The following is a 21,490-nucleotide window of genomic DNA, read 5'->3' on the forward strand; positions in this document are numbered from 1 at the left end:
GCCCTCCGCCGCCGACAGGCGAAGGTGCGGCCGGTGAGGTGGGCCGAACGGGTGAGTCGTGCGCCGGGCGAAAAGTGAGGAATCGCGGCAGACTGTCCCCAACTGTGCGCGGGGCGGCGGGCAATGGTTGCCCCATGTTTTGGAGCCCCATAGAGCGCACCCCCGCTCATTTGGTTAATCTGGAGCGGACGGACAGGCAGTACCGGGTGCCTACCCACACCCACGGTCCGTCATGGGACGAGCCGGTCCACATCGGCCCGCTCCCGCACGAGTTACCGGCGCCACCGCGTCCGAACTGCATGCGACTCAGACCCGAGCGGGCGCCAGGTGCCGGACGGCAGACCGGCCGGCAGGCCCCGAGGGTGACCCGACACATAAGGAGTGCGCGGTGACACCGGAGACGACGACGAACCCCGAGCAACGCCCCAAGGAACGCGCCGAGCGCGCGGGCCGCCGGCCCGGAGAGATCGGCAGCCTCGACGTGTGGGCACGTTCCGCCCCCATCCGCCTCGCGGGCTACGAGGAAGACCTCGCCGAGCCGCACATCCTGCCCAGCGTGGACTGACCCGCCGCCGGACGCGTGGGCGTGCGAGACTCACGCCCATGCTGATCAGGGAAGCGACGGCCGCCGACTGGCCGCAGATCTGGCCCTTCTGGCACCGCATCGTCGCGGCCGGCGAGACCTACGCCTGGGACCCGGACACCCCCGAGGACGTGGCCCGGGCCCTGTGGATGAACCCGGCCAAACGCGTCCACGTCGTCGAGGACGACACCGGCGCCGTCGTCGCCTCCGCCTATGTGACCCCCAACTACGGCGGCCCCGCCGCCCGCATCGCCAACGCGGGTTTCATGGTCGACCCGGAACGGGCCGGCCGCGGCACCGGCCGGGCCCTCGCCGAGTACGTCCTGGAAGCCGCCAAGGCCGACGGGTACCGGGGCATGGTCTTCAACGCCGTCGTCGAGACCAACCCGGCCGTCAGGCTCTGGACCTCCCTCGGCTTCACGATCCTCGGCACGGTCCCCGAGGCCTTCGACCATCCGCGGCACGGGCCGGTCGGCCTGCACATCATGTACCGCGCCCTGTAGGGCACCGTCGGACGGGCCCTGGGGCCGTTCAGTCCAGGGGCGCCGTCCGCCGCCACGGGCGCAGCGCCTCGATCCGCTCCGCCAGCTCCAGCAGTGCCGCCTCCGACCCCGGGCGCCCTACCAGCTGGACGGCACAGGGGGCGCCCGAGGGCAGCGTGCCGAAGGGCACCGACATCGCGGGCCAGCCGGTCAGGTTCCACGGCGGGGTGAACGGGGAGTACGCCGAGTTCGCCGCCACGTTGCGCAGCCAGCCCCGCTCGTGCCAGGGGCCGGCCTTCGGCGAGCGGCGGGCCAGCGCCGGGGTGAGCAGTACGTCGTACTCGGCGAAGAACGGCTCCAGGCGCTCGCGCAGCCGCTCCCGGCCCGCGCCGGTGGTCACCGTGCGCACGAAGCGCCGCCCGATGCCCGCGTGCACCCGGGTACGCCGCGCCAGCTTGCGCGGGTCGAGACCGCGTGCGTCCACCGACGTCCCCGCGGTCCAGTGGGTCACGGCGGTCAGGCCCAGTGAGGCCGGGTAGGGCGGGTCGGCCCGCCGCACCTGGTGCCCGGCCCGCATCAGCACCCCGGCCGCTTCACGGACGGCGTCCGCGTACGGGCGGGAGACGGTGACACCGGCGAGCGGGCTGCGCGGGGAGACGGCGACCCGGAGGCTGCCGGGATCCGCGCGGCGGAACCGTCCGGCGTCCGCCGGGCCGCCGTCGGGATCGTCCGCGAGCACCGAGAGCATCAGCCGGGCGTCCTCGACCGTGGTGGCCAGCGGCCCGTTCTCGGACATGCCGAACCAGTCGCCGTCGCCGATGCCGGCCGGGACCACGCCGTGGCCCGGCTTGATGGTGACCAGACCGCAGTTGGCCGCCGGGATGCGCAGCGAGCCCATGCCGTCGTTGCCCAGGGCGAGGGGCACCAGCCCGGCGGCGACCGCGGCGGCGCTGCCGCCCGACGACCCGCCCGCCGTGCGCGCCGGGTCCCAGGGGTTGCGGGAGGTGCCGTGCACGCCCTCGGTGGTGCCGAACACGCACAGTTCGGGCACGTTCGTCAGCCCCACGACCACCGCGCCCGCCGCGCGCAGCCGCGCCACCGTGACGTGGTCGGCCGCGGCGGGCGTGTCCGGCGTCGCGGCGGAACCGACCAGGGTGGACTCGCCGCGCACCGCGAGGTTGTCCTTGACGGCCACCGGGACGCCGGCCAACGGCAGTTCGGCCAGATCACCCCGGGCGCCCACCTCCTCGGCCTCCGCGAGGGCCGCTTCGGCGCGTACCGCCCGGAAGGCGCCGACGCGGCCGTCGAGGCGCTCGATCCGGGCGAGATGCTCCGCCACCACCTCGCGCGGCGTGGCCCGCTTCTCACGTACGGCGGCGGCGATCTCGGCGGCGGTCCGGCCGGCCCAGTCGGTCACGGGAGCTCCTCGGTGCGTGCGGGGACGGGATTACTGGTGAGTACGCAGACAGCACTCTGCCCGCCAGGACGCCGCCGCGTCGAGAGTCCGGGACCCGCCGGCCGCCCCGTTCAGGCCGGCCTGGCCGGTCCGGTGCTGTCGCGCTCGATCAGCCGCGGCACCGGCACGCGTACCGTGCGGGCCGGGCCGCCGTCCAGCAGGGCGGTCAGTTCCGTCGCCGCCGTGCGGCCGAATTCCACGCTGTCCCGGGACAGCGCGGACAGCCACGGCTTGACCATGCGGCACAGCGCCGAGTCCTCCCAGGCCACCACGGACACGTCCGCCGGCACCGAGAAGCCGAGTCCGGCCGCGGCGGCGACCCCGGCGACGGCCATCACGTCGTTGTCGTAGATCAGGGCCGTCGGGGGAGCGGCGGCCTCCAGCACCCGGCGGGTGACGGCGGCTCCCTCCGCGTCCGAGTAGTCGGTGGGCACCGACTGCACCTCGTCGAGGCCGCGCCGCGCCGCCTCGGCGCGCAGGGCACGGATCCGGCGCTCGGTGTGGGCGAGGCCCGGCAGCCCCGCGATGTGCGCGATCCGCCGGTGGCCGAGCGCGTACAGCCCGTCCACCAGCGCGGCCATCGCGCCGGCGTCGTCCGCCCACACCGTCGACAGTCCCGGATGCCGTTCGTCCGGCGCTCCGCCGATCACCACGGCGGGCAGGCCGAGTTCGTCGAGCAGGTCGGGACGCGGGTCGTCGGTGCGCGGGTCGACCACCAGCACACCGTCCACCCGGTGCTCGGCCCACCAGCGCCGGTAGACCGCGCACTCGTCGTCGACGTCCTGCGCCACCTGGAACAGAAGACCCAGATGACGCCGCGCCAGCACCTCCTGGATGCCGGAGACCAGTTGCAGGAAGAAGGAGTCCACGCCCAGGGTGTGCGCGGGCCGGGCCAGCACGAAGCCGACCGTCGCCGCGCCCTCGCCGGACAGCGCGCGGGCCGCCGTGCTGGGCCGCCAGCCCAGCTGCTCGGCGACCCGGCGCACCCGGTCCCGGGTGATCTCGGAGACCCCCGGCCGGTCGTTCAGCGCGAAGGAGACCGCGCTCTCGGAGACCCCGGCCCGCCGCGCGATGTCCTTCATCGTCGGCCGGCGCGCGGCGGGCCGCTTGGCCGGCATGCGCGCTCCTTTCTTCGGAACGTGGAACCTGAGCGCATGGTGGATGCATGAACTAAAGCGCTTGAGTGGAGAGATTCTAAAGCGCATTAGTAGAACGTGGCAAGTGCCTGCCCGATGCCCCTATGACCTGGACTAATGCCCTTCCAATTTCTTTAGTTCCGGTGAATGCATTGACTTCGCGCCGACCCGCCGTGCATGGTCGCTGCCATCCCACCGCCGACGTCTTCAGGGAGACGTGCCACCGTGCCCACCTCGCGCAGAACATTCGCCGTCGCCGCCGTAGCCGCCCTCGTCCTGCCGCTCAGCGCCTGCGGTTCCGGAGGCGAGGGGAGCGGCTCGACCGACGCCTCGGGCAAGGTCGAGGGCGACATCACCTTCCAGACCTGGAACCTGCGGGCCAACTTCAAGCCCTACTTCGAGGGACTGATCGCCGACTTCGAGAAGAAGTACCCCGGCACCCACGTCAAGTGGGTCGACCAGCCCGGCGAGGGCTACGCCGACAAGATCAGCGCCGACGCCGCGGGCGGCACCCTGCCCGACGTCGTCAACGTCTCCCCGGACCTCGTGGCCCCGCTCGCCAAGGCCGGCCTCGCACTCGACCTGGACAAGGCCGCCGGCCAGTACGAGAAGGAGTACCTGGACGGCGCCTGGGCCAGCCACCAGGTGCCGGGCATGGAAGGCACGTACGCCTTCCCCTGGTACCTCAACACCGGCCCGCTCTTCTACAACAAGTCCCTCTTCGAGAAGGCCGGACTCGACCCCGAGCAGCCGCCGAAGACGTACGACGACCTCTTCGGCGCCGCCGCCAGGATCGCCGACAAGACCGGCGGCGAGGTCGCCACGCTCGCCAACGTGCCCACCATCGAGGACTTCGGCCGCTACGGCGTACCCCTCATGAACAAGGAGGGCACCGCCTTCGCCTTCGACGACGCCAAGGGCGTCGAACTCCTCACCCGGTACAAGGAGCTGTACGACGCCAAGGCCCTCGACCCGCAGGCCCTGACCGCCACCCCCGAGTCCTCCGGCAAGAAGTTCCTCACCGGAGCCGTCGCCATGAACCCGGGCAGCGCCCTCGACCTCGCCAACTTCAAGAAGCAGGCGCCGAACCTGTACAGGAACATCGGCATCACCGACCAGATCACCAGCACCGGCCACGTCAACATGTACGTGATGGGCGTGATGGTGAACGCACAGAGCAAGCGCAAGCCCGCCGCGGTCGCCTTCGCGCACTACGTCACCGACGCCGCGCACCAGATGTCGTTCGCCAAGCAGGTCGCCATCTTCCCGAGCACCGCCGGCTCGCTGGACGACCCGTACTTCACCAAGGAGGACGGGACCGACGAGACCCGGGTGCGCATCGCCGCCGCCAAGTCGCTGAAGACCGCCGTCAACTACACGCCCGTGCTCTTCAGCGAGCAGATGAAGACCGAACTGCGCAACGAGGTGGCCAAGGCGCTCCAGGGCAAGCAGAGCCCGAAGGAAGCTCTCGACAACGCTGTCACGGCGTGCGACCGGCTCCTTCGGCAGCAGGGCTGAGGCGTCATGGCGAGTCCCACCCTCACCGGCCCCCGGCGCGTCACCCGGCGCGTGCGGCGCCAGCTGCCCACCAGCCCCTGGCTGTTCGCCGCCCCGGGCCTGCTGATCACCGGCGCGTTCGTCCTGTACCCGTTCGTCTCCACGGTCGCCAACTCCTTCACCGACCGCCGCACCCTGGTCCCGGGCGAGTTCGTGGGCCTCGCCAACTTCCGCGAGCTGCTCCACGACGACATGTTCTGGATCAGCCTGCGCAACAGCACCCTGTACGTCCTCGGGGTCGTCCCCGCGCTCGTCCTGCTGCCGCTGCTGCTCGCCCTGCTGGTGCAGAAGAACATCCCCGGCATCACCCTCTTCCGCTCGGCCTTCTACACCCCGGTCGTCGCCTCGATCGTCGTCGTCGGGCTGATCTGGGTCTGGCTGCTGGACGAGCGCGGTCTGGTCAACTCCCTGCTGGAGACGGTCGGCGCCGGTCCGGCCGGCTTCCTCAGCGACCAGTGGCTGATCCTGCTCAGCGCGATGGCCGTCACGGTCTGGAAGGGCCTCGGCTACTACATGATCATCTACCTGGCGGCGCTCGCCAACGTGCCCCGCGAACTGCACGAGGCCGCCGCCGTGGACGGAGCGGGCGCGGTCCGCCGGTTCCTCACCGTCACCGTGCCCGCCGTGCGCTCCACCATGGTCCTGGTCGCGGCCCTGTCCTCGGTCGCCGCCTTCAAGGTGTTCTCCGAGGTCTACCTGATGGCGGGCCCCAGCGGCGGCCCGGCCGGCGAGGACACCACCCTCGTCATGCTGGTGCAGCGCACCGGCACCGGCCTGACCGGCCGCGTCGGCTACGCCTCCGCCCTCTCCGTGGTCGTCTTCGTCGTCACCGTCGTCCTGATGCTGCTCGTCCTGCGTGCCGACCGGAAGGAGGAGTCGTGAGCGTCGTCGAGAAGACCCGGCCGGCCGAGGAGCCCCGGGCCACCGCCCGGGTACGGGAACGCGAACCCCGGATCACCGACGAGCACGGCCGCCGCGTACGCGTCTGGGAACTGGCCCTGCGCTACCTGCTCCTGCTCGGTGTCCTCGCCCTGACCGTCGGGCCCTTCGTGTGGCAGCTGTCGACCTCGCTGAAGGGCCCGACGGAGGACATCTTCAGCTCCCCGCCGAAGTTCCTGCCCTCCGACCCCACCCTGCACAACTACGAGCGGGTCGCCGACACCATCCCCGTCTGGGACTACGCCCTGAACTCGCTGAAGGTCGCCGCGGCCAACGTGGTCACCAACTGCGTCGGCGCGGCCCTCGCCGGCTACGCCCTGGCCCGCCTGCGCTACCGCGGCCGGCGCGTCGCCACCCTGGTGTTCGTCCTGGCGATGCTCGTTCCCGTGGAGGGCATCATCATCGCCCAGTTCACCACCATGCGGGAACTCGGCCTGAACAACACCCTGGTCGGCGTGGTGCTGCCCGGCTGCATCGGTGCCCTCAACGTGCTGCTGATGCGCAACGCCTTCCTCAACCTCCCCTACGAGATCGAGGAAGCCGCCTACGTGGACGGCGCCAACGTCTGGCAGCGGTTCCTCCGCATCGCGCTGCCGTCGGTGAAGGGCACCCTCGCCGTCGTCGCGATCTTCGCCTTCATGGGCGCCTGGGACGACTTCCTGTGGCCGCTGATCGTGCTCAGCGACCCGTCCAAGTTCACGCTGACCATCGGACTCAACTACCTGCACGGCACCTTCGCCAACGACGAGCGGCTCGTCGCGGCGGGCACGATCATCGCCGTGGCGCCGCTGATCGCCCTCTTCGCCTGCCTCCAGCGGTACTTCTTCCGCGGGGTCGGCGAGGGCGCCGTCAAGGGCTGACCCCTCGTCCGAGGACCGAACCCGCACCTGCCCGTACGTCCCCGTAGCAAGGACACCGCATGCCTTCTGCCGTGCGCTTCGGCGTCAACTACACCCCGAGCCAGGGATGGTTCCACCACTGGCTCGACTTCGACCTCGACTCCGTGCGCGCCGACCTCGACTCCGTCGCCGCACTGGGCGTGGACCACGTCCGGGTCTTCCCGCTGTGGCCCTACTTCCAGCCCAACCGCGCCCTGATCCGCGAGCGCGCGGTCGAGCACCTGGTGGAGCTGGTCGACGCGGCCGGCGAACGCGGCCTCGACGTCAACGTGGACGGCCTCCAAGGGCACCTGAGCAGCTTCGACTTCCTGCCGGCCTGGACCCGCACCTGGCACCGCCGCAATCTGTTCACCGACCCCGAGGTCCTCGACGGGCAGGCCGCCTACCTGCGCACCCTCGCCGCCGCGCTCGCCGGCCGGTCCAACTTCCTCGGCATGACCCTCGGCAACGAGGTCAACCAGTTCTCCGCCGGACCCCACCCCGACCCGGACCGCGCCACCGGCGACCAGATCGACGCCTGGCTGGAGCGGATGCTCGCCGCCTGCGAGGAGGGCGCCCCGGGCCGTATGCACCTGCACGCCGAATACGACGCGACCTGGTACCAGGACGACCAGCCCTTCACCCCGGCCCAGGCCGCCCGGCGGGGCAGCGTGACGGCCGTGCACTCCTGGGTCTTCAACGGCACCGCCCAGCGCCACGGCCGCACCTCCGTGCCCAGCGAACACCACGCCGCCTACCTGATCGAGCTGAGCAAGGCGTGGGCCGACGACCCGCACCGCCCGGTCTGGCTCCAGGAGGTCGGCGCCCCCGCGCCCCTCGTCCCCGCCGAGCACGCCGCCGCCTTCACCGAGGCCACGGTCACCAACGCCCTGGACTGCCCGGACCTGTGGGGCGTCACCTGGTGGTGCTCCCACGACGTGTCCCGGGCGCTGGCCGACTTCCCCGAGCTGGAGTACGGGCTCGGGCTGCTCACCAACGACCGCCGCCCGAAGGACACCGCACGGGTGCTGGCCCGTGCGGCCCTCGCGGCACGCGAGGGAGCACACCCGGCCCCCGCCCCGCGCACCACCGCGCTGGCCGTCCCGGCCGACCCCTCCGCGCGCTCGGCCTGCGCCCCCGGCGGCGCCGTCTTCGACGCCTTCTTCCGGCTGGTCGCCGACGGCGCCCGTCCCACCACCGTCCTCGACACGCGCGCCGCCGACACCGGGCACCTCGCGGCGCGCGGCATCACCGAGGTCGTCACTCCCGACCAGGTACTCCCCACCCCGCACGGACCCCACGTCCGCCAAGGAGGCACCCGCTCGTGACCCCCACCCGACGCACCGTCCTGCTGGCCGGCGCCGCCGCCGCGCTGTGGCCCGCCCTCCCCACCACCGGTGCCGCGGCCGCCGCGCCGAAGGCCGCCGAGGCCCTCCAGCCGTACGCCGCCTACTGGTTCCCCGACTCGCTGCCCGCCGGCACCCCGGGCGACGGCATCACCTGGCGCAGTCTGAAGGCGTGGCGCGCGGCCGACGACCCCGACCTCGCCTTCAACACCGCGTCCGTACCGCTCGCCGACCGCTTCACGCCGACGCCCGCGAACGCCACGGCCCGCGCCGGGCAGGCCCGCATCCAGTCCCTGGTCTCCTTCGGGCCGACCGCGGGCAACCCCTCACAGGGCTCCGCCACCGCCGACCACTACGCCCTCACCCACTGGGCGTACGTCGACGAACTCGTCTTCTGGGGCGGCTCCTCGGGCGAAGGACTGATCCTCGCCCCGAACGCGCCGGTCGTCGACGCCGCGCACCGCCACGGCGTACCCGTCCTCGGCAACGTCTTCCTGCCGCCCGTCGCCTACGGCGGACAGCTGCGCTGGACCCGCGACCTGGTGCAGAAGGACCCCGCCGGGCGTTTCCCGCTCGCCGCGCAACTGGTCGCGGTCGCCGACGCGTACGGCTTCGACGGCTGGTTCGTGAACGCCGAGACCGGAGGAGGGGACGCCGCGCTCGGCGCGGACATGCGGGGCTTCCTGCGGGAGCTCAAGGCCCTCGCCGCGGCCAAGGGTCAGCGGGTGACCTGGTACGACTCGATGACCGTGGACGGCGCGGTCAGCTGGCAGGGCGCGCTCAACGACCGGAACCAGGCGTTCTTCGAGGCCGCCGACGACATGTTCGTCGACTTCCGCTGGACGGCCGACCGCCTCGCCTCCTCCGGGGCGCGGGCCGAGGCGCTGGGCCGCGGCCGGTACGAGCTGTGGGCCGGGGTGGACGTCGAGGCGAACGGCTGGAACACGTCCGAGAGCTGGGACGCGATCGTGCCGCGGGACCGCGCGCACGTCACCTCGGTCGGCCTGTACCGGCCCGAGTGGACCCGCAACCACCTCCCCGAGGACCAGCGGACGCCGGGGGACTTCCACGCCGCCGACGACCGCTTCTGGACGGGGGCGTCGCTCGACCCGTCACGGCCGGACAGCGCGGATCCGTGGCGGGCGCCCGCTGTGTCGGTCGCCGACCGGTCCACCGTCACGTCGCTGCCGTTCGCTACCTCGTTCAACACCGGGCACGGCCTGCGCTGGTACGAGCGGGGCGCCGCCACCTCGGACACGCCGTGGAACCACCTCGGACTCCAGGACCGGCTGCCGTCGCGGCGCTGGGTGGTGCGGACGGAGGGCACGCGTCCGGCGGTCACCTTCGACTTCGCCGACGCGTGGCGCGGCGGCAGCAGCGTGCTGGTCGAGGGTGAACTCGATCAACCGGCCGTGCTGGACCTGTACGCGACACGGCTGCGGCTGGGCGCCGACACGGTGGTCGAGCTGACGCACCGCACGGACGCGGGCGCCGTGAACCTCGAACTCGCCGTCGCCACCGCCGAGGCCGGTGCACCGGGCGCGGCACCGCCGTACCGCCTGATACCCGTGACGGCCGCGCGGGCTGTGAAGTCGGTCAACGGCTGGGAGACGGTGACCGTGCCCCTCACCGGGCTGTCCGGCACGCTGCACGCGATCGGCGTGCGGCTCACGGCGTCCGACAGTCCCGTGCGGTGGCGGGTGGGCGGCCTCGCCGTCCGCAAGGCCGCACCGAAGGCGCCCGCGGCTCCCACCGCCCCGCGGATCACCGCCGCGCACGGCGGCGACCTGCGGTTCGCCTGGAACCACCCCCACGGCGACGACGTGCGCCACTACACCCTCCACCGCGTGCTCCCCGACGGCACCCGCCGCTTCCTCGGCGGCACCTGCCAGCGCGCCTGGTTCGCCGGCGGTCTCGCCCCCGAGCAGGGCGAGCGCACCGCACGGTTCGAAGTGCGCGCCGTGGGGGAGCTGTACACCACGTCCGCCCCCGTCACCGTGACCCACCCCTGGTAATCACCCGCCCCACCAACCACGGAGCACCCCGCATGCATGACGACCGCAGCCTGGTCGAAGCCCGGCTCAAGCGCGTCCTCGACGAGCGCGTCCGCCCCGCCGTGTACCCCGAGTCCGTGCCCCTGGACGTGGCGGTCTGGCACGCGCCCGGCGAGCCCGTCCCGGTCGAGGAGGGACTCGCGGCCGCACCCGAGCCCATCGAGGTGGGCGCCCGCTGGGGCGCGCCCTGGGGCACCAGCTGGTTCCGGGTCACCGGCACCGTGCCGAAGGAGTGGGCCGGGAAGACCGTCGAGGCGATCCTCGACCTCGGCTTCGACGAGAACATGCCCGGCTTCCAGTGCGAGGGCCTGGTCTACCGCCCCGACGGCACCCCGGTGAAGGGCCTCAACCCGCGCAACCAGTGGGTGCGGATCGGCGCCCCCGTCGAGGGCGGCGAGGAGGTCCGCCTGCACGTCGAGGCCGCCTCCAACCCCGTCATCCTCGACTACCACCCCTTCGTGCCCACGCGGCTCGGCGACAAGGACACCGCGGGCAGCGAACCGCAGTACACCCTCGCCCGCATGGACCTCGCCGTCCTCGACGAGACGGTGTGGAACCTCGTGCTCGACCTGGAGGTGCTCGGCGAGCTGATGGCCGAGCTGCCCGTGGAGTCACCGCGCCGCTGGGAGATCCTGCGCGCGGTCGACAAGGCCCTGGACGCCATCGACCTCCAGGACGTGGGCGGCACGGCGGAACAGGCCCGTTCCCGCCTCACCGGGGTGCTGTCCGCCCCCGCCGTCCCCTCCGCGCACCGCATCAGCGCCGTCGGCCACGCGCACATCGACTCGGCGTGGCTGTGGCCGCTGCGCGAGACCGTGCGCAAGGTCGCCCGCACCACCTCCAACATGACGGCGCTCCTGGAGGACGAGCCGGACTTCGTCTTCGCCATGTCGCAGGCCCAGCAGTGGGCGTGGGTGCGCGACCACCGGCCCGAGGTGTGGGCGCGGGTCAAGAAGGCGGTCGCGGACGGGCGGTTCGTGCCGGCCGGCGGCATGTGGGTGGAGTCGGACACCAACATGCCCGGCTCGGAGGCGATGGCCCGGCAGTTCGTGCACGGCAAGCGGTTCTTCCTGGACGAGTTCGGCGTCGAGAACGACGAGGCGTGGCTCCCGGACACCTTCGGCTTCGCCGCCGGACTGCCGCAGATCATCAAGGCGGCCGGTGCCAAGTACCTGCTGACGCAGAAGATCTCCTGGTCGCAGACGAACAAGTTCCCGCACCACACCTTCCGCTGGGAGGGCATCGACGGCACCCGGATCTTCACGCACTTCCCGCCGGTCGACACCTACAACTGCTCCATGAAGGGCAGCGAGATCGCACACGCCGCCCGCAACTTCAAGGACAAGGGAGTCGCCCGGCACTCGCTCGCCCCCACCGGCTGGGGCGACGGCGGCGGCGGCACCACCCGCGAGATGGTCGCCAAGGCCGCCCGGCTGCGCGACCTCGAAGGCTCGGCGACGGTCGAGTGGGAGACCCCGGGGGCCTTCTTCGAGAAGGCCGAGGCCGAGAACCCGCAGCCGCCCGTGTGGGTCGGCGAGCTCTACCTCGAACTCCACCGTGCCACCCTCACCAGCCAGGCCAAGACCAAGCAGGGCAACCGGCGCAGCGAACACCTTCTGCGAGAGGCCGAGCTGTGGGCGGCCACGGCCGCCGTGCGCGCCGGATTCCCCTACCCGTACGAGGACCTGGACCGCATCTGGAAGACGGTGCTGCTGCACCAGTTCCACGACATCCTGCCCGGCTCCTCCATCGCCTGGGTGCACCGCGAGGCACGCGCCACGTACGACCGCGTCGCCGCCGAGCTGAACGACATCGTCGAAGCGGCCCAGCGCGCCCTCGCCGGCGAGGGCGACACCCCGCTCGTCTTCAACTCCGCCCCGCACACCCGCACCGGCGTCCCGGCCGGCGCCGCCGCCGCGCCCGCCACCGAGGGCCGCACCGACCTCACCCCCCGCCCCGACGGCGGCCACGTCCTCGACAACGGCCTGCTGCGCGTCGAGATCGACGCACGCGGCCTGATCGTGTCGGCCTACGACCTCGGCGCCGACCGCGAGACCATCGCGCCGGGCGGGGCGGGCAACCTGCTCCAGCTCCACCCCGACTTCCCCAACATGTGGGACGCCTGGGACGTCGACGCGTTCTACCGCAACACGGTCACCGACCTCACCGACGCGGACGAGGTCGCCCCCGGCGGCGACGGCGCCTCGGTGCGGATCTTCCGCTCCTTCGGCTCCTCCCGCGTCATCCAGGTACTGACGCTGGCGCCGGGGGAGCGGCGGCTGGACGTGGACACCGAGGTCGACTGGCACGAGACGGAGAAGTTCCTCAAGCTCGCCTTCCCCCTCGACGTGCACGCCGAACGGTACGCCTCGGAGACCCAGTTCGGACACTTCCACCGGCCCACCCACACCAACACCAGCTGGGAGGCCGCCAAGTTCGAGGCCTGCAACCACCGCTTCGTCCACCTGGAGGAGCCCGGCTGGGGCGTCGCCGTCGTCAACGACTCGACGTACGGCCACGACGTGACCCGTACCGTCCGCACCGACGGCGACCGCGGTACGACCACCACGGTCCGCGTGTCCCTGCTGCGCGCCCCGCGCTTCCCCGACCCCGAGACCGACCAGGGCGTGCACCGCTTCCGGCACGCGCTGGTGCCCGGCGCGGACATCGGTGACGCCGTGCGCGAGGGCTGGCGGATCAACCTGCCGGAGCGGCGCGCCACCGGTGCCGGGGAGGTCGCGCCGCTGGTGGCGGTCGATCAGGACGCGGTCGTGGTGACCGCCGTCAAACTGGCCGACGACGGCAGCGGGGACCTGGTCGTCCGTTTCCACGAGGCCCACGGCGGCCGGGCCCGCGCCACGCTCACCACCGGGTTCGCGGCCACGGACGTCCAGGTGACCGACCTGCTGGAGCGCCCGCTCGCGGATGCGCAGGCACCCCGGCTGGACGGCGGCAGGATCGCCGTACGGCTGCGGCCGTTCGAGCTCATGACCCTGCGGCTGAAGCGCGCCTGACGGCACCGGCGGGCCCGGTTCACTCCGCGAGCCGGGCCCGCAGCCACTCCTCCACCGCACCGACGTGCGCTGCCGCCGCCGCCCTGGCCGCCTCCGGATCGCGGGCGGCCAGGGCGCGGTGGATCGCGGCGTGCTCGCGGCGGGTGCGGTCGAAGGCACCCTCGTCGTGGTGACCCCGCCGGACCCGGTCCCGGAAGGTGCGCGAGGACAGGCCCTCCAGGATCGCGGCCATGGTCTCGTTGCCGGCCGCGGCGACGATCTCCCGGTGGAAGGCCAGATCGTGGGCGAGGAGCTCCTCCGGGTCGTCGGTGGCGTCCATCGCCAGCAGATGCCTCTCGACCTCGGCCAGCCGCTCCGGTGTGATCCGGGCCGCGGCCAGCGCCGTCGCCGCCGACTCCAGGACCCGGCGGACCTCCAGCAGCTCCACCGTCCGCGTGCCGCGCGACAGATCGGCCACCACGCCGAACGTCTCCAGCAGGTCGCCGGCCTCCAGCCGTGTCACGTAGATGCCCGAGCCGTGCCGGGCCTCCAGCACGCCCAGCGCCGTCAGCGCGCGGATCGCCTCCCGCATGGAACTGCGGGAGATCCCCGACTGCGCGGCGAGCTCCCGTTCCGTCGGCAGCCGCTGCCCCGGCTCCAGCAGGCCCTCCGCGATCATGGCCTTGATCCGCTCGATGGCGCGCGCGGTCACCGTGCCCTTGCGCGGGGCCGTCTCGTCCACGCCGTTCCTCCAGTCGCCGGGGTGCGCCGCAGTCTAATCACCGTTGTGGTCCGACCAATATGAGTCGGAGTGCGGAAATCGCGGCCCGTTGGCTGTTTCCTCTCTCAAGTGGTCTGATAAATAGGCGACACCTGGCCCGCCCAGCCCTGGAGGAGCCGCGTGTCCCCGACCTCCGCCCGACCGGCTGGAGGACGGGGTGCCGGCCGCGTTCCGGCAGGAGCTGAAGGAGACCGGTCTGCTCCCGCGGGATGTACCCGTGCCGGCCGCGGAGCCGTCGTGACGGTGGTCCTACGCCCGCTGGGTCACTCCCACCAGCCGGGTCGGCGGCAGGAACTCCCGGACGTACGTCCGCTCCCAGCACGCGCCCGTCTCCCGCAGCTCGCGCCAGGTCGTGTACCGGTAGCGGAAGAGGCGGGCGCGCACGAAACGCGGCGGGGCGTCGGGCGGGAACGGGGAGCGGCGCAGCAGCTTCAGCGTCGCCCGGTCGTTCTCCAGCAGCCGTTCCACCAGGACGCCGAACCACGGCCCGGCGTACGACGGCGACAGCGCGGCGAACCACATCAGCCAGTCCAGCCGCAGATGGTACGGCGCGAACTGGCGCGGCCAGTGCCGCGGATCACCGGGCTTGCCCTTGAACTCGTACTCCCGCCAGTCCGAGTCCTGGCGGGCGGCCTCGTCGGCGGTGCCCTCGATCACCACCTCGTAGCGGACCCGGCTGACGCTGCCGAAGGCACCGTAGGTGTTGACCAGGTGGAGCGGGTCGAAGGACCGGTTCATCACCTGCCGGCGGGAGATCATGTTGAGCACCGGCCGGTGGCTGAGGAAGACCAGCAGCGCCGCCACCGCGAGGACCACGACCACGTACCACAGCGGAGCGTCGGGCACGGACGGCGGATGCGCCGGGAACCGGATCGCCGACAGCGCCAGCACGATGGTGATCCAGTTCAGCCAGGCGAAGTTGCCCGACAGCACCAGCCACAGCTGGGTGACGATCATGAGTGCCGCGGCGGCCGTCGCGACGGGCTGCGGAGTGAACAGCAGGAACGGCACCACCAACTGCGTGACGTGGTTCGCGGCCACCTCCACGCGGTGCAGCGGCCGGGGCAGGTGGTGGAAGAACCAGCTCAGCGGGCCCGGCATCGGCTGGGTCTCGTGGTGGTGGTCCAGACACGTCAGCTTCCGCCAGCACTCGTCGCCGCGCATCTTGATCAGCCCCGCCCCGAACTCGACGCGGAACAGCAGCCAGCGCAGCAGGAACAGCACGACGACCGGCGGGGCCACCTCCTCGTTGCCGAGGAAGACGGCGAGGAACCCCGTTTCGAGCAGCAGCGACTCCCAGCCGAACGAGTACCAGGTCTGCCCGACGTTGACGACCGACAGGTACAGCGCCCACGGCACCAGCCACAGGAGCATGGCCCCCCACAGCGGCAGCAGCGAGTCCAGGCCCGCCACCAGCGCCGCCGACACCGCGCAGCCCGCCCAGACGCAGCCCGCGAAGAAGCGGTCCGAGTAGCGCAGCTGGAACAGGCTCGGCGCCCGTTTGAACGGGACCCGCTCGACGAACCGGGGCACCGGCAGCATGCCGCGCTCGCCGATCAGCGCGCGGAACTGCAGGGCCGCCGTCAAGAAGGCGACCAGGTACATGACGGCCAGGGCCCGCTGGAAGACCAGCCGGGTCAGCCAGTAGTCGGGTGCGGTGAACCACTCCACGGCTCGCGCTCCTCTCGTGCCTCGCTCCGGGTACCCCGGCCACCCGGCGTCCCTTCCGGCCTCCGGGCAGCGGATCCGGAGTCGAATAATCGGGCAAATCCTGGCAAGGTGGGGCGCATGGTTGATCGGGGAGCGAGCGCCCTGTCACTCCCGGACGACTGGCCCGCCCACCCGGACCCGATCCTGGCGCTCAACCGCATGGGGAGCTTCGACTGGGACCTGGACTCCGGGCTGTTCCACATGGACGCCCAGGCGCACGAGGTGTTCGACCTGCGCCCGGACGAGTACGACGGCCGCCCCGAGTCCCTGTCGGTCCGCGTCCCGACGGCCGAGGGCCACCGCCTGGACGCCCTGGTCGCCCAGGCGATGAAGGACGGCAGCGAGAACTACGGCACCTACTTCCGCATGCGCCGCCGCGACGGCACCCTGCACTGGGCCCACACCCAGGGCTACATCCGCCGCGACGAGACCGGCCGCCCCCGCCGCATCATCGGCATCCTCCGCGACGCGACCCAGGAACTCGGCGACATCGAGGCCCGCCGCGAGCAGGCCGACCTGGACGAGGCCCGCCGGCAGCAGACCAACGTCGTGCAGCTCACCACGGCGGCCCTGGCGCACGCGCGCACCGTGGACGAGGTCATCGACGCCCTCAAGGACACCCAGGGCCTCACCCATCTGGGTGCCACCAGCGTCGTCATGGGCCTGGTGGAGGCCGACCGCATCCTGCTGGTCGCCGAGGGGCCGGACGGCAGCTTCGTCCACGGCACCCGCGTCACCGGCGTCGGCGAGGACTACCCGATGAGCGAGGCCGTCCGGACGCTCAGCCCGCGCTTCATCGAGTCACCGCAGGAGTTCGCGGAGCGCTATCCGGTGCTGTGGCCGCACCTCACCGGTCTGCACGTCACCTCGGCGGCCTATCTGCCGCTGATCGCACAGGCCCAGCCGATCGGCGCCATCGGCCTGCTCTACAGCGACCGGTACGGCTTCTCGCCCGAGGACCGCAACGTGCTCGTCGCGCTCGGCAGCAGCATCGCGCAGAGCCTCCAGCGGGCCATGCTCTACGAGCAGGAGATGGACCTCGCCGAGAGCCTGCAGCAGGCCCTGCTGCCGCGCACCATCCCCAGCGTCCCCGGCTGCGACGTCGCCGTCCGCTACCGCGCCGCCACCATCGGCGGCGCCTTCGGCCGCGACATCGGCGGCGACTGGTACGACCTGATCCCGCTGCCCGGCGGACGCGTCGGCGCCGTCATCGGCGACGTCCAGGGCCACGACACGCACGCCGCCGCCGTCATGGGCCAGCTCCGCATCGTGCTGCGCGCCTACGCCGCCGAGGGCCACCCCCCGGCCACCGTGATGGCGCGGGCCTCCGCCTTCCTCCACGAGCTCGACACCGACCGCTTCGCGACCTGCCTGTACGCGGAGGCCGACCTGACCACCGGAGTGGTCCAGGTGGTCCGCGCCGGGCACCTCGACCCGCTGCTGCGGCACGGCGACGGCAAGTGCCGCCGCATACCCGTGGAGGGCGGGCTGCCGCTCGGTCTGTCCGCCGAGTTCGGGCGCCTCGCCTACCCAGTCGGCACCATCGAGCTGGACCCGGGCAACACCCTGCTGCTGTGCACCGACGGCCTGGTCGAGGAGCCCGGCGCCGACCTCGACGACGGGATGCGCGCCCTCACCGAGCTGGTCGCCGCCGGTCCGCAGGACGTACGGAAACTCGCCGACCGGCTGATCGAGGCGGCCGAGCAGCGCGGCGGCGACGACGACGTGGCCCTGCTCGTGCTGCGCCGCCGCGCCCCGGACACGCCCCGCATCGGCGGCCGGGTCCGTCAGCACGTCGCCCCCGGCGACCCCGAGGCCCTCACCGAGGCCCGGCACATGATCCGTGCCGCGGTCCGCGCCTGGGGCGACGAGGACCACGCCGACTCGATCGAACTGGTCGCCGACGAGCTGATGACCAACGCCCTCATGCACACCGAGGGCTCCGCGATCGTCACCCTGCGGTTCCTCTCCGGCACCGACCGCCGGCTGCGCGTCGAGGTCGAGGACACCTCCAGCGCCCTGCCGCGCCGCCGCGACCCCGGGGACTGCGGGGTCTCCGGGCGGGGGCTGCGCCTGGTCGACACCCTCGCGGACGCGTGGGGCGTGGAGGCGCGCGGCAGCGGCAAGGTCGTGTGGGCGGAGTTCGTGATGCCCCACGGCCGACGGCCGACGACGGGTGATCACGCCTGATGCCGCACAGTCCGGGGCGCGTGCCACGACCGGCATCGTCGGTCCCGGGTGGCACTCTGGACACATGCCCGAACTGCCCGAGGTCGAGGCGCTCAGGGACTTCCTGACCGAGCACCTCGACGGCCGCGAGATCGTCCGGGTGCTGCCCGTGGCGATCAGCGTCCTGAAGACGTACGACCCTGCGCCCACCGCCCTGGAGGGCCACCAGGTGGCCGCCGTGCACCGGTACGGCAAGTTCCTCGGCATCGAGACCGCCGGCGGCCTCCATCTGGTGACCCATCTGGCCCGGGCGGGCTGGCTGCACTGGAAGGACAGCCTCCCCGACGGCATGCCCCGGCCCGGCAAGGGCCCCCTGGCCCTGCGCGTCGCGCTGGACACCGGCGCGGGCTTCGACCTGACCGAGGCGGGCACGCAGAAGCGGCTCGCGGTGTACGTCGTGTCCGACCCGCAGCAGGTGCCGGGCGTGGCCCGGCTCGGCCCGGACCCGCTCGCCGACGACTTCGACGAGGCACGCTTCGCCGCCCTCCTCGCCGGCGAGCGACGACAGCTCAAGGGCGCCCTGCGCGACCAGAGCCTGATCGCGGGCGTGGGCAACGCGTACAGCGACGAGATCCTGCACGCCGCGAAGATGTCGCCCTTCAAACTGGCGGCGTCGCTCACCGACGAGGAGACCGCACGGCTGTACACGGCGCTGCGCACCACGCTGACCGAGGCGGTCGAACGCTCCCGGGGGCTGGCGGCCGGCCGGCTCAAGGCCGAGAAGAAGAGCGGTCTGCGCGTCCACGGCCGCACCGGCGAGCCCTGCCCGGTCTGCGGCGACACGGTGCGGGAGGTCTCCTTCAGCGACTCCTCCCTCCAGTACTGCCCGACCTGCCAGACCGGCGGCAAACCGCTCGCGGACCGGAGGCTGTCGAGGCTGCTCAAGTAGCCGGCCCGGCAGGCGCGAAATGGGTGCATCGCGACATTCCCGACTGAAAGGGACGAAAGTCCCGCAGGGCGTCACGGGGCGCGTGGGCACGGAAGGGCGGAGGGAACGTGACCGAGCCCACGGCGAGGAGGCCCGCCGTATGCAGACCGATGCCGCAGCCCGCCCGTACCCGACCGCACCCCCGTCCGGACCGCCGCACTCGACACCCCGGACGCCGTAGCCGCCGCCTTCGCCCGTCGGCACGAGACCCTCGCCGCGCGGTGAGCGCTCATCCGACGGGGAGGGTCACCAGGTGCTCCCCTTCCACGGTCCGCACCTCGTAGCGGGCGGTCTGGCCGGGACGCAGTGCCGCGCCGCCCCGCATGGTGTTCGGCCGGGCGTCGTGACCCGGGACGCTCCAGGTGGTGACCGTCTCCTCGGTCCCGTCGCGGCCGACGGCGACGAGCCGGCAGGAACGCGGTCCCGCCCCGTCCTTGACCTCGAGCTCCACGTCGCTGCCCCAGGCCTCGTCCTCGGCCGTGAGCTGCGCCCACACCCCCGTCCGCTCGTCGGTCGCGGTGACGCGCAGACCCGGCGCGTCCTGCTGCGCGTGGAGCGCGAGGGCGGGGCCGGCCACGGCGCACACCACGGCCGCGGCCACGGCGTACAGCAGTCGCCGGCGGCCGGCCCGGTGGCGCGCCGCGACCTCCGACAGCAGGCGGTCCAGCAGCTTGGGTCCGGGCCGGGTCAGGGGGTGGACGAGGCGTGGCGTCGCCTGCCGGTACAGCATCAACTGGCGGGCGGCGGGGCCGAATTCCGTCACCTGCGTCGCGCACCGGGGGCATTCCATGAGGTGGTCCTCGAAGCGGAACGCGTCCGCCTCGTCCAGCACGCCGAGCGCGTAGGCGCCGACGTCGCGATGCCTTTCCAGGGACCTCATGCCGAATCCTCGTGCCGTCGGGTGCGGGTGGGGTTACTCCTTGCTCCCACCGGTACGCACCGGGCAGCCGAATCACTCAAGCCACACACGGAATCGCCACCAACGGGTTCGGAGCGGCCGAGCCCGTGGATTGGTCCGTGCGCGAGGAAACTGCGCGAGGTGACGCCTAGAAGAGATGGATGGCGAGGTGGCCGAGCGGCAGCCCCAGTTGCCAGGCCGGGGTCCACACCTTCGGTCCCTCGTCCTCGCCGGCGCCCGGGGCGCCGCCGGGCACCGCGTTCAGGTCCGGGGCGAGCAGTTCGGTCTCCTGGAGCCAGCGCCAGGCCGCCCGGGCCAGCTCCAGGTCCGGCGAGTGCCGGCCGGCGGCGACGGCGTCGGCCGTGACCTCGGCCAGCCGCTCGCGCACCCACTCGTGCCACGGCTGGTCGTACGCCGTCAGGGACAGCCAGGTCTCCAGCCGGGTGACGACCCGGATGCCGCTCAGCTCGTTCTCGGTGTCGGACAGGAAGACGGTCAGCGCCAGCGCGTCGCGTCCGGCGCGGAACTCGAAGGATGTCGGCGGCATCAGGTCGCCGGTCCGCAGCAGCTCGTCGGCGATGTACTCGGCGTACAGCCAAGCCATCGGGACGGTCAGTTCGCCGCCGCCCGTGCCGTCCGTGCTCTCTTGACCTCTGTGCAGCATCCCTTCCTGCCTTCCTCCGGTGCGTGCGCGTCGCCCGACCCGGGTCATGGGCCCCCGTCCGGAACACGGATGAGGACAGCCGATTACTCAACCGGGGTCCACGGCAAGGCGCTTTACGGAGGCTTGACCAATGGGCCGGTTTCACCGCAGGTCGGCGGCGTATCCCGGGAGCACCCTGCGCAGGGCGCGCAGCGCGTAGTACGCGCGGGACTTCACGGTACCGGGCGGGATGCCGAGGGCTGTCGCGGCTTCCGCCACACTCGCCCCCTGGAAGTACACCAGCACCAGGACTTCACGGTGTTCCGGAGTGAGTGTCTTCACAGCCTCCCGCACATCGAGGGCGGCGGCGGCCCGTTCGGCGTGGTCGGCGCAGACCGGCGCGTTCTCCAGCACCGCGTCGCCGACCTCGGCCGGCCGCGCCTGCCGGGCCCGGCGCGCGTCGATCGCCAGCCGCCGGGCCACGGTGAGCAGCCAGGGCCGTACCGAGTCGAAGGCATCGGCGCGCAGTGCCTCGGGGTGCTGCCAGGCGCGCACCAGCGTCTCCTGCACGAGGTCCTCGGCGCGCTGGCGGTCGCCGTCGCTGAGGCGCAGGAGCAGCGCGAAGAGCGGCCGGCCGTGCTCGCGCTGGAGTGCGGCGAGCTCGTGCTCGGCGGTCGTCGCGTCGGGGAGGGTGATTCCGGCCGTCATGGCCGTATGGCACCGCAGGGTCCCGTGCGGGGACAGGGCGCGCGCACGGGTCTGCGACGGACGGTCGATCGCGTCGGTGAACGGTCCGACGAACGGTCGGCGCACCCTCTTCGCCCACCCTTTCGCGCACACCGGACGGGCTAATGGGCGTGTCGGAGCCCGCTGTGAC

Annotated in this window: 17 protein-coding genes; 10 read left to right on the top strand and 7 right to left on the bottom strand. The window is 72.7% G+C overall.

Annotated features, from left to right (window positions below; all coding sequences use genetic code 11):
* The first annotated feature begins 388 nt into the window (after nt 1-388).
* Both ACIRG6_RS34390 and ACIRG6_RS34395 read left to right on the top strand, forming a co-directional pair.
* The gene (locus tag ACIRG6_RS34390) at nt 389-565 is read left to right on the top strand and encodes a hypothetical protein (protein ID WP_239764780.1); all 177 of its coding nucleotides are present in this window, start codon (nt 389-391) and stop codon (nt 563-565) included.
* 38 nt (nt 566-603) lie between these two features.
* Nucleotides 604-1,086, top strand: a complete 483-nt coding sequence (locus ACIRG6_RS34395; RefSeq protein ID WP_403325633.1) for a GNAT family N-acetyltransferase — start codon at nt 604-606, stop codon at nt 1,084-1,086.
* Between the two features lie 28 nt (nt 1,087-1,114).
* Here ACIRG6_RS34395 and ACIRG6_RS34400 read toward each other — a convergent pair whose 3' ends face one another.
* A complete protein-coding gene (locus tag ACIRG6_RS34400) occupies nt 1,115-2,482 on the bottom strand; it encodes an amidase (RefSeq protein ID WP_364682274.1) in 1,368 nt (455 codons plus the stop codon).
* Nucleotides 2,483-2,592: 110 nt separating this feature from the next.
* Nucleotides 2,593-3,639 carry a LacI family DNA-binding transcriptional regulator gene (locus ACIRG6_RS34405; protein ID WP_351135540.1) on the bottom strand — a complete coding sequence of 349 codons (1,047 nt, stop codon included), beginning with the start codon at nt 3,637-3,639 and terminating at the stop codon, nt 2,593-2,595.
* 243 nt (nt 3,640-3,882) lie between these two features.
* On the opposite strand from ACIRG6_RS34405, the gene ACIRG6_RS34410 reads away from it, so the two are divergent.
* Genes ACIRG6_RS34410 through ACIRG6_RS34435 form a run of 6 tightly spaced genes read left to right on the top strand, consistent with a single transcriptional unit; the run spans nt 3,883 to nt 13,445 of the window.
* Entirely contained in the window at nt 3,883-5,175 is a 1,293-nt protein-coding gene (locus ACIRG6_RS34410; protein WP_364682276.1) for an ABC transporter substrate-binding protein, read from the top strand.
* 6 nt (nt 5,176-5,181) lie between these two features.
* Nucleotides 5,182-6,096 (top strand): carbohydrate ABC transporter permease, encoded by a 915-nt coding sequence (locus tag ACIRG6_RS34415; RefSeq protein ID WP_403325638.1) that lies wholly within the window; start codon nt 5,182-5,184, stop codon nt 6,094-6,096.
* Nucleotides 6,093-7,013, top strand: coding sequence for a carbohydrate ABC transporter permease (locus tag ACIRG6_RS34420; protein WP_364682280.1), 921 nt, complete (start codon nt 6,093-6,095; stop codon nt 7,011-7,013). The genes ACIRG6_RS34415 and ACIRG6_RS34420 overlap by 4 nt, the downstream gene beginning before the upstream one ends.
* A gap of 59 nt (nt 7,014-7,072) precedes the next feature.
* Nucleotides 7,073-8,359 (top strand): glycoside hydrolase 5 family protein, encoded by a 1,287-nt coding sequence (locus ACIRG6_RS34425; protein WP_364682282.1) that lies wholly within the window; start codon nt 7,073-7,075, stop codon nt 8,357-8,359.
* Nucleotides 8,356-10,392, top strand: a complete 2,037-nt coding sequence (locus ACIRG6_RS34430; RefSeq protein WP_403325641.1) for an endo-beta-N-acetylglucosaminidase — start codon at nt 8,356-8,358, stop codon at nt 10,390-10,392. The genes ACIRG6_RS34425 and ACIRG6_RS34430 overlap by 4 nt, the downstream gene beginning before the upstream one ends.
* A 32-nt stretch (nt 10,393-10,424) precedes the next feature.
* Nucleotides 10,425-13,445: an alpha-mannosidase gene (locus tag ACIRG6_RS34435; protein WP_403325644.1), complete on the top strand. Its 3,021-nt coding sequence runs from the start codon at nt 10,425-10,427 to the stop codon at nt 13,443-13,445.
* A gap of 19 nt (nt 13,446-13,464) precedes the next feature.
* Here ACIRG6_RS34435 and ACIRG6_RS34440 read toward each other — a convergent pair whose 3' ends face one another.
* Together ACIRG6_RS34440 and ACIRG6_RS34445 are read right to left on the bottom strand one after the other, a co-directional pair.
* Entirely contained in the window at nt 13,465-14,166 is a 702-nt protein-coding gene (locus tag ACIRG6_RS34440; protein ID WP_364682288.1) for a FadR/GntR family transcriptional regulator, read from the bottom strand.
* Nucleotides 14,167-14,454: 288 nt separating this feature from the next.
* Entirely contained in the window at nt 14,455-15,876 is a 1,422-nt protein-coding gene (locus ACIRG6_RS34445; RefSeq protein WP_364824533.1) for a lipase maturation factor family protein, read from the bottom strand.
* A gap of 117 nt (nt 15,877-15,993) precedes the next feature.
* Here ACIRG6_RS34445 and ACIRG6_RS34450 point away from each other — a divergent pair, with 117 nt between their 5' ends.
* Together ACIRG6_RS34450 and ACIRG6_RS34455 are read left to right on the top strand one after the other, a co-directional pair.
* Complete coding sequence (locus tag ACIRG6_RS34450; RefSeq protein ID WP_365023254.1) at nt 15,994-18,105, top strand: SpoIIE family protein phosphatase; 2,112 nt, start codon at nt 15,994-15,996, stop codon at nt 18,103-18,105.
* A gap of 64 nt (nt 18,106-18,169) precedes the next feature.
* The gene (locus ACIRG6_RS34455; RefSeq protein WP_318215555.1) at nt 18,170-19,033 is read left to right on the top strand and encodes an Fpg/Nei family DNA glycosylase; all 864 of its coding nucleotides are present in this window, start codon (nt 18,170-18,172) and stop codon (nt 19,031-19,033) included.
* A gap of 268 nt (nt 19,034-19,301) precedes the next feature.
* Here the strand turns inward: ACIRG6_RS34455 and ACIRG6_RS34460 are convergent, their stop codons facing one another.
* The 3 genes from ACIRG6_RS34460 to ACIRG6_RS34470 all read right to left on the bottom strand — a co-directional run bounded on the left by ACIRG6_RS34460 (nt 19,302) and on the right by ACIRG6_RS34470 (nt 21,321).
* A complete protein-coding gene (locus ACIRG6_RS34460) occupies nt 19,302-19,952 on the bottom strand; it encodes a zf-HC2 domain-containing protein (RefSeq protein ID WP_364682295.1) in 651 nt (216 codons plus the stop codon).
* A 166-nt stretch (nt 19,953-20,118) separates the two neighbouring features.
* On the bottom strand, nt 20,119-20,634 hold the full coding sequence (locus ACIRG6_RS34465; protein ID WP_364682297.1) for a hypothetical protein: 516 nt from the start codon (nt 20,632-20,634) through the stop codon (nt 20,119-20,121).
* Nucleotides 20,635-20,775: 141 nt separating this feature from the next.
* Nucleotides 20,776-21,321, bottom strand: a complete 546-nt coding sequence (locus ACIRG6_RS34470; protein ID WP_318216402.1) for a sigma-70 family RNA polymerase sigma factor — start codon at nt 21,319-21,321, stop codon at nt 20,776-20,778.
* Nucleotides 21,322-21,490: the final 169 nt, after the last annotated feature.

Source organism: Streptomyces flaveolus (assembly GCF_044765825.1).
Lineage (GTDB): Bacteria > Actinomycetota > Actinomycetes > Streptomycetales > Streptomycetaceae > Streptomyces > Streptomyces flaveolus.

What these genes read in the sequence shown, in the direction of transcription:
- ACIRG6_RS34395 (WP_403325633.1), top strand. Translation starts at nt 604, where the DNA reads ATGCTGATCAGGGAAGCGACGGCCGCCGACTGGCCGCAGATCTGGCCC.
- ACIRG6_RS34405 (WP_351135540.1), bottom strand. Translation starts at nt 3,639, where the DNA reads ATGCCGGCCAAGCGGCCCGCCGCGCGCCGGCCGACGATGAAGGACATC.
- ACIRG6_RS34415 (WP_403325638.1), top strand. Translation starts at nt 5,182, where the DNA reads ATGGCGAGTCCCACCCTCACCGGCCCCCGGCGCGTCACCCGGCGCGTG.
- ACIRG6_RS34425 (WP_364682282.1), top strand. Translation starts at nt 7,073, where the DNA reads ATGCCTTCTGCCGTGCGCTTCGGCGTCAACTACACCCCGAGCCAGGGA.
- ACIRG6_RS34435 (WP_403325644.1), top strand. Translation starts at nt 10,425, where the DNA reads ATGCATGACGACCGCAGCCTGGTCGAAGCCCGGCTCAAGCGCGTCCTC.
- ACIRG6_RS34450 (WP_365023254.1), top strand. Translation starts at nt 15,994, where the DNA reads ATGGTTGATCGGGGAGCGAGCGCCCTGTCACTCCCGGACGACTGGCCC.
- ACIRG6_RS34455 (WP_318215555.1), top strand. Translation starts at nt 18,170, where the DNA reads ATGCCCGAACTGCCCGAGGTCGAGGCGCTCAGGGACTTCCTGACCGAG.
- ACIRG6_RS34460 (WP_364682295.1), bottom strand. Translation starts at nt 19,952, where the DNA reads ATGAGGTCCCTGGAAAGGCATCGCGACGTCGGCGCCTACGCGCTCGGC.
- ACIRG6_RS34465 (WP_364682297.1), bottom strand. Translation starts at nt 20,634, where the DNA reads ATGCTGCACAGAGGTCAAGAGAGCACGGACGGCACGGGCGGCGGCGAA.
- ACIRG6_RS34470 (WP_318216402.1), bottom strand. Translation starts at nt 21,321, where the DNA reads ATGACGGCCGGAATCACCCTCCCCGACGCGACGACCGCCGAGCACGAG.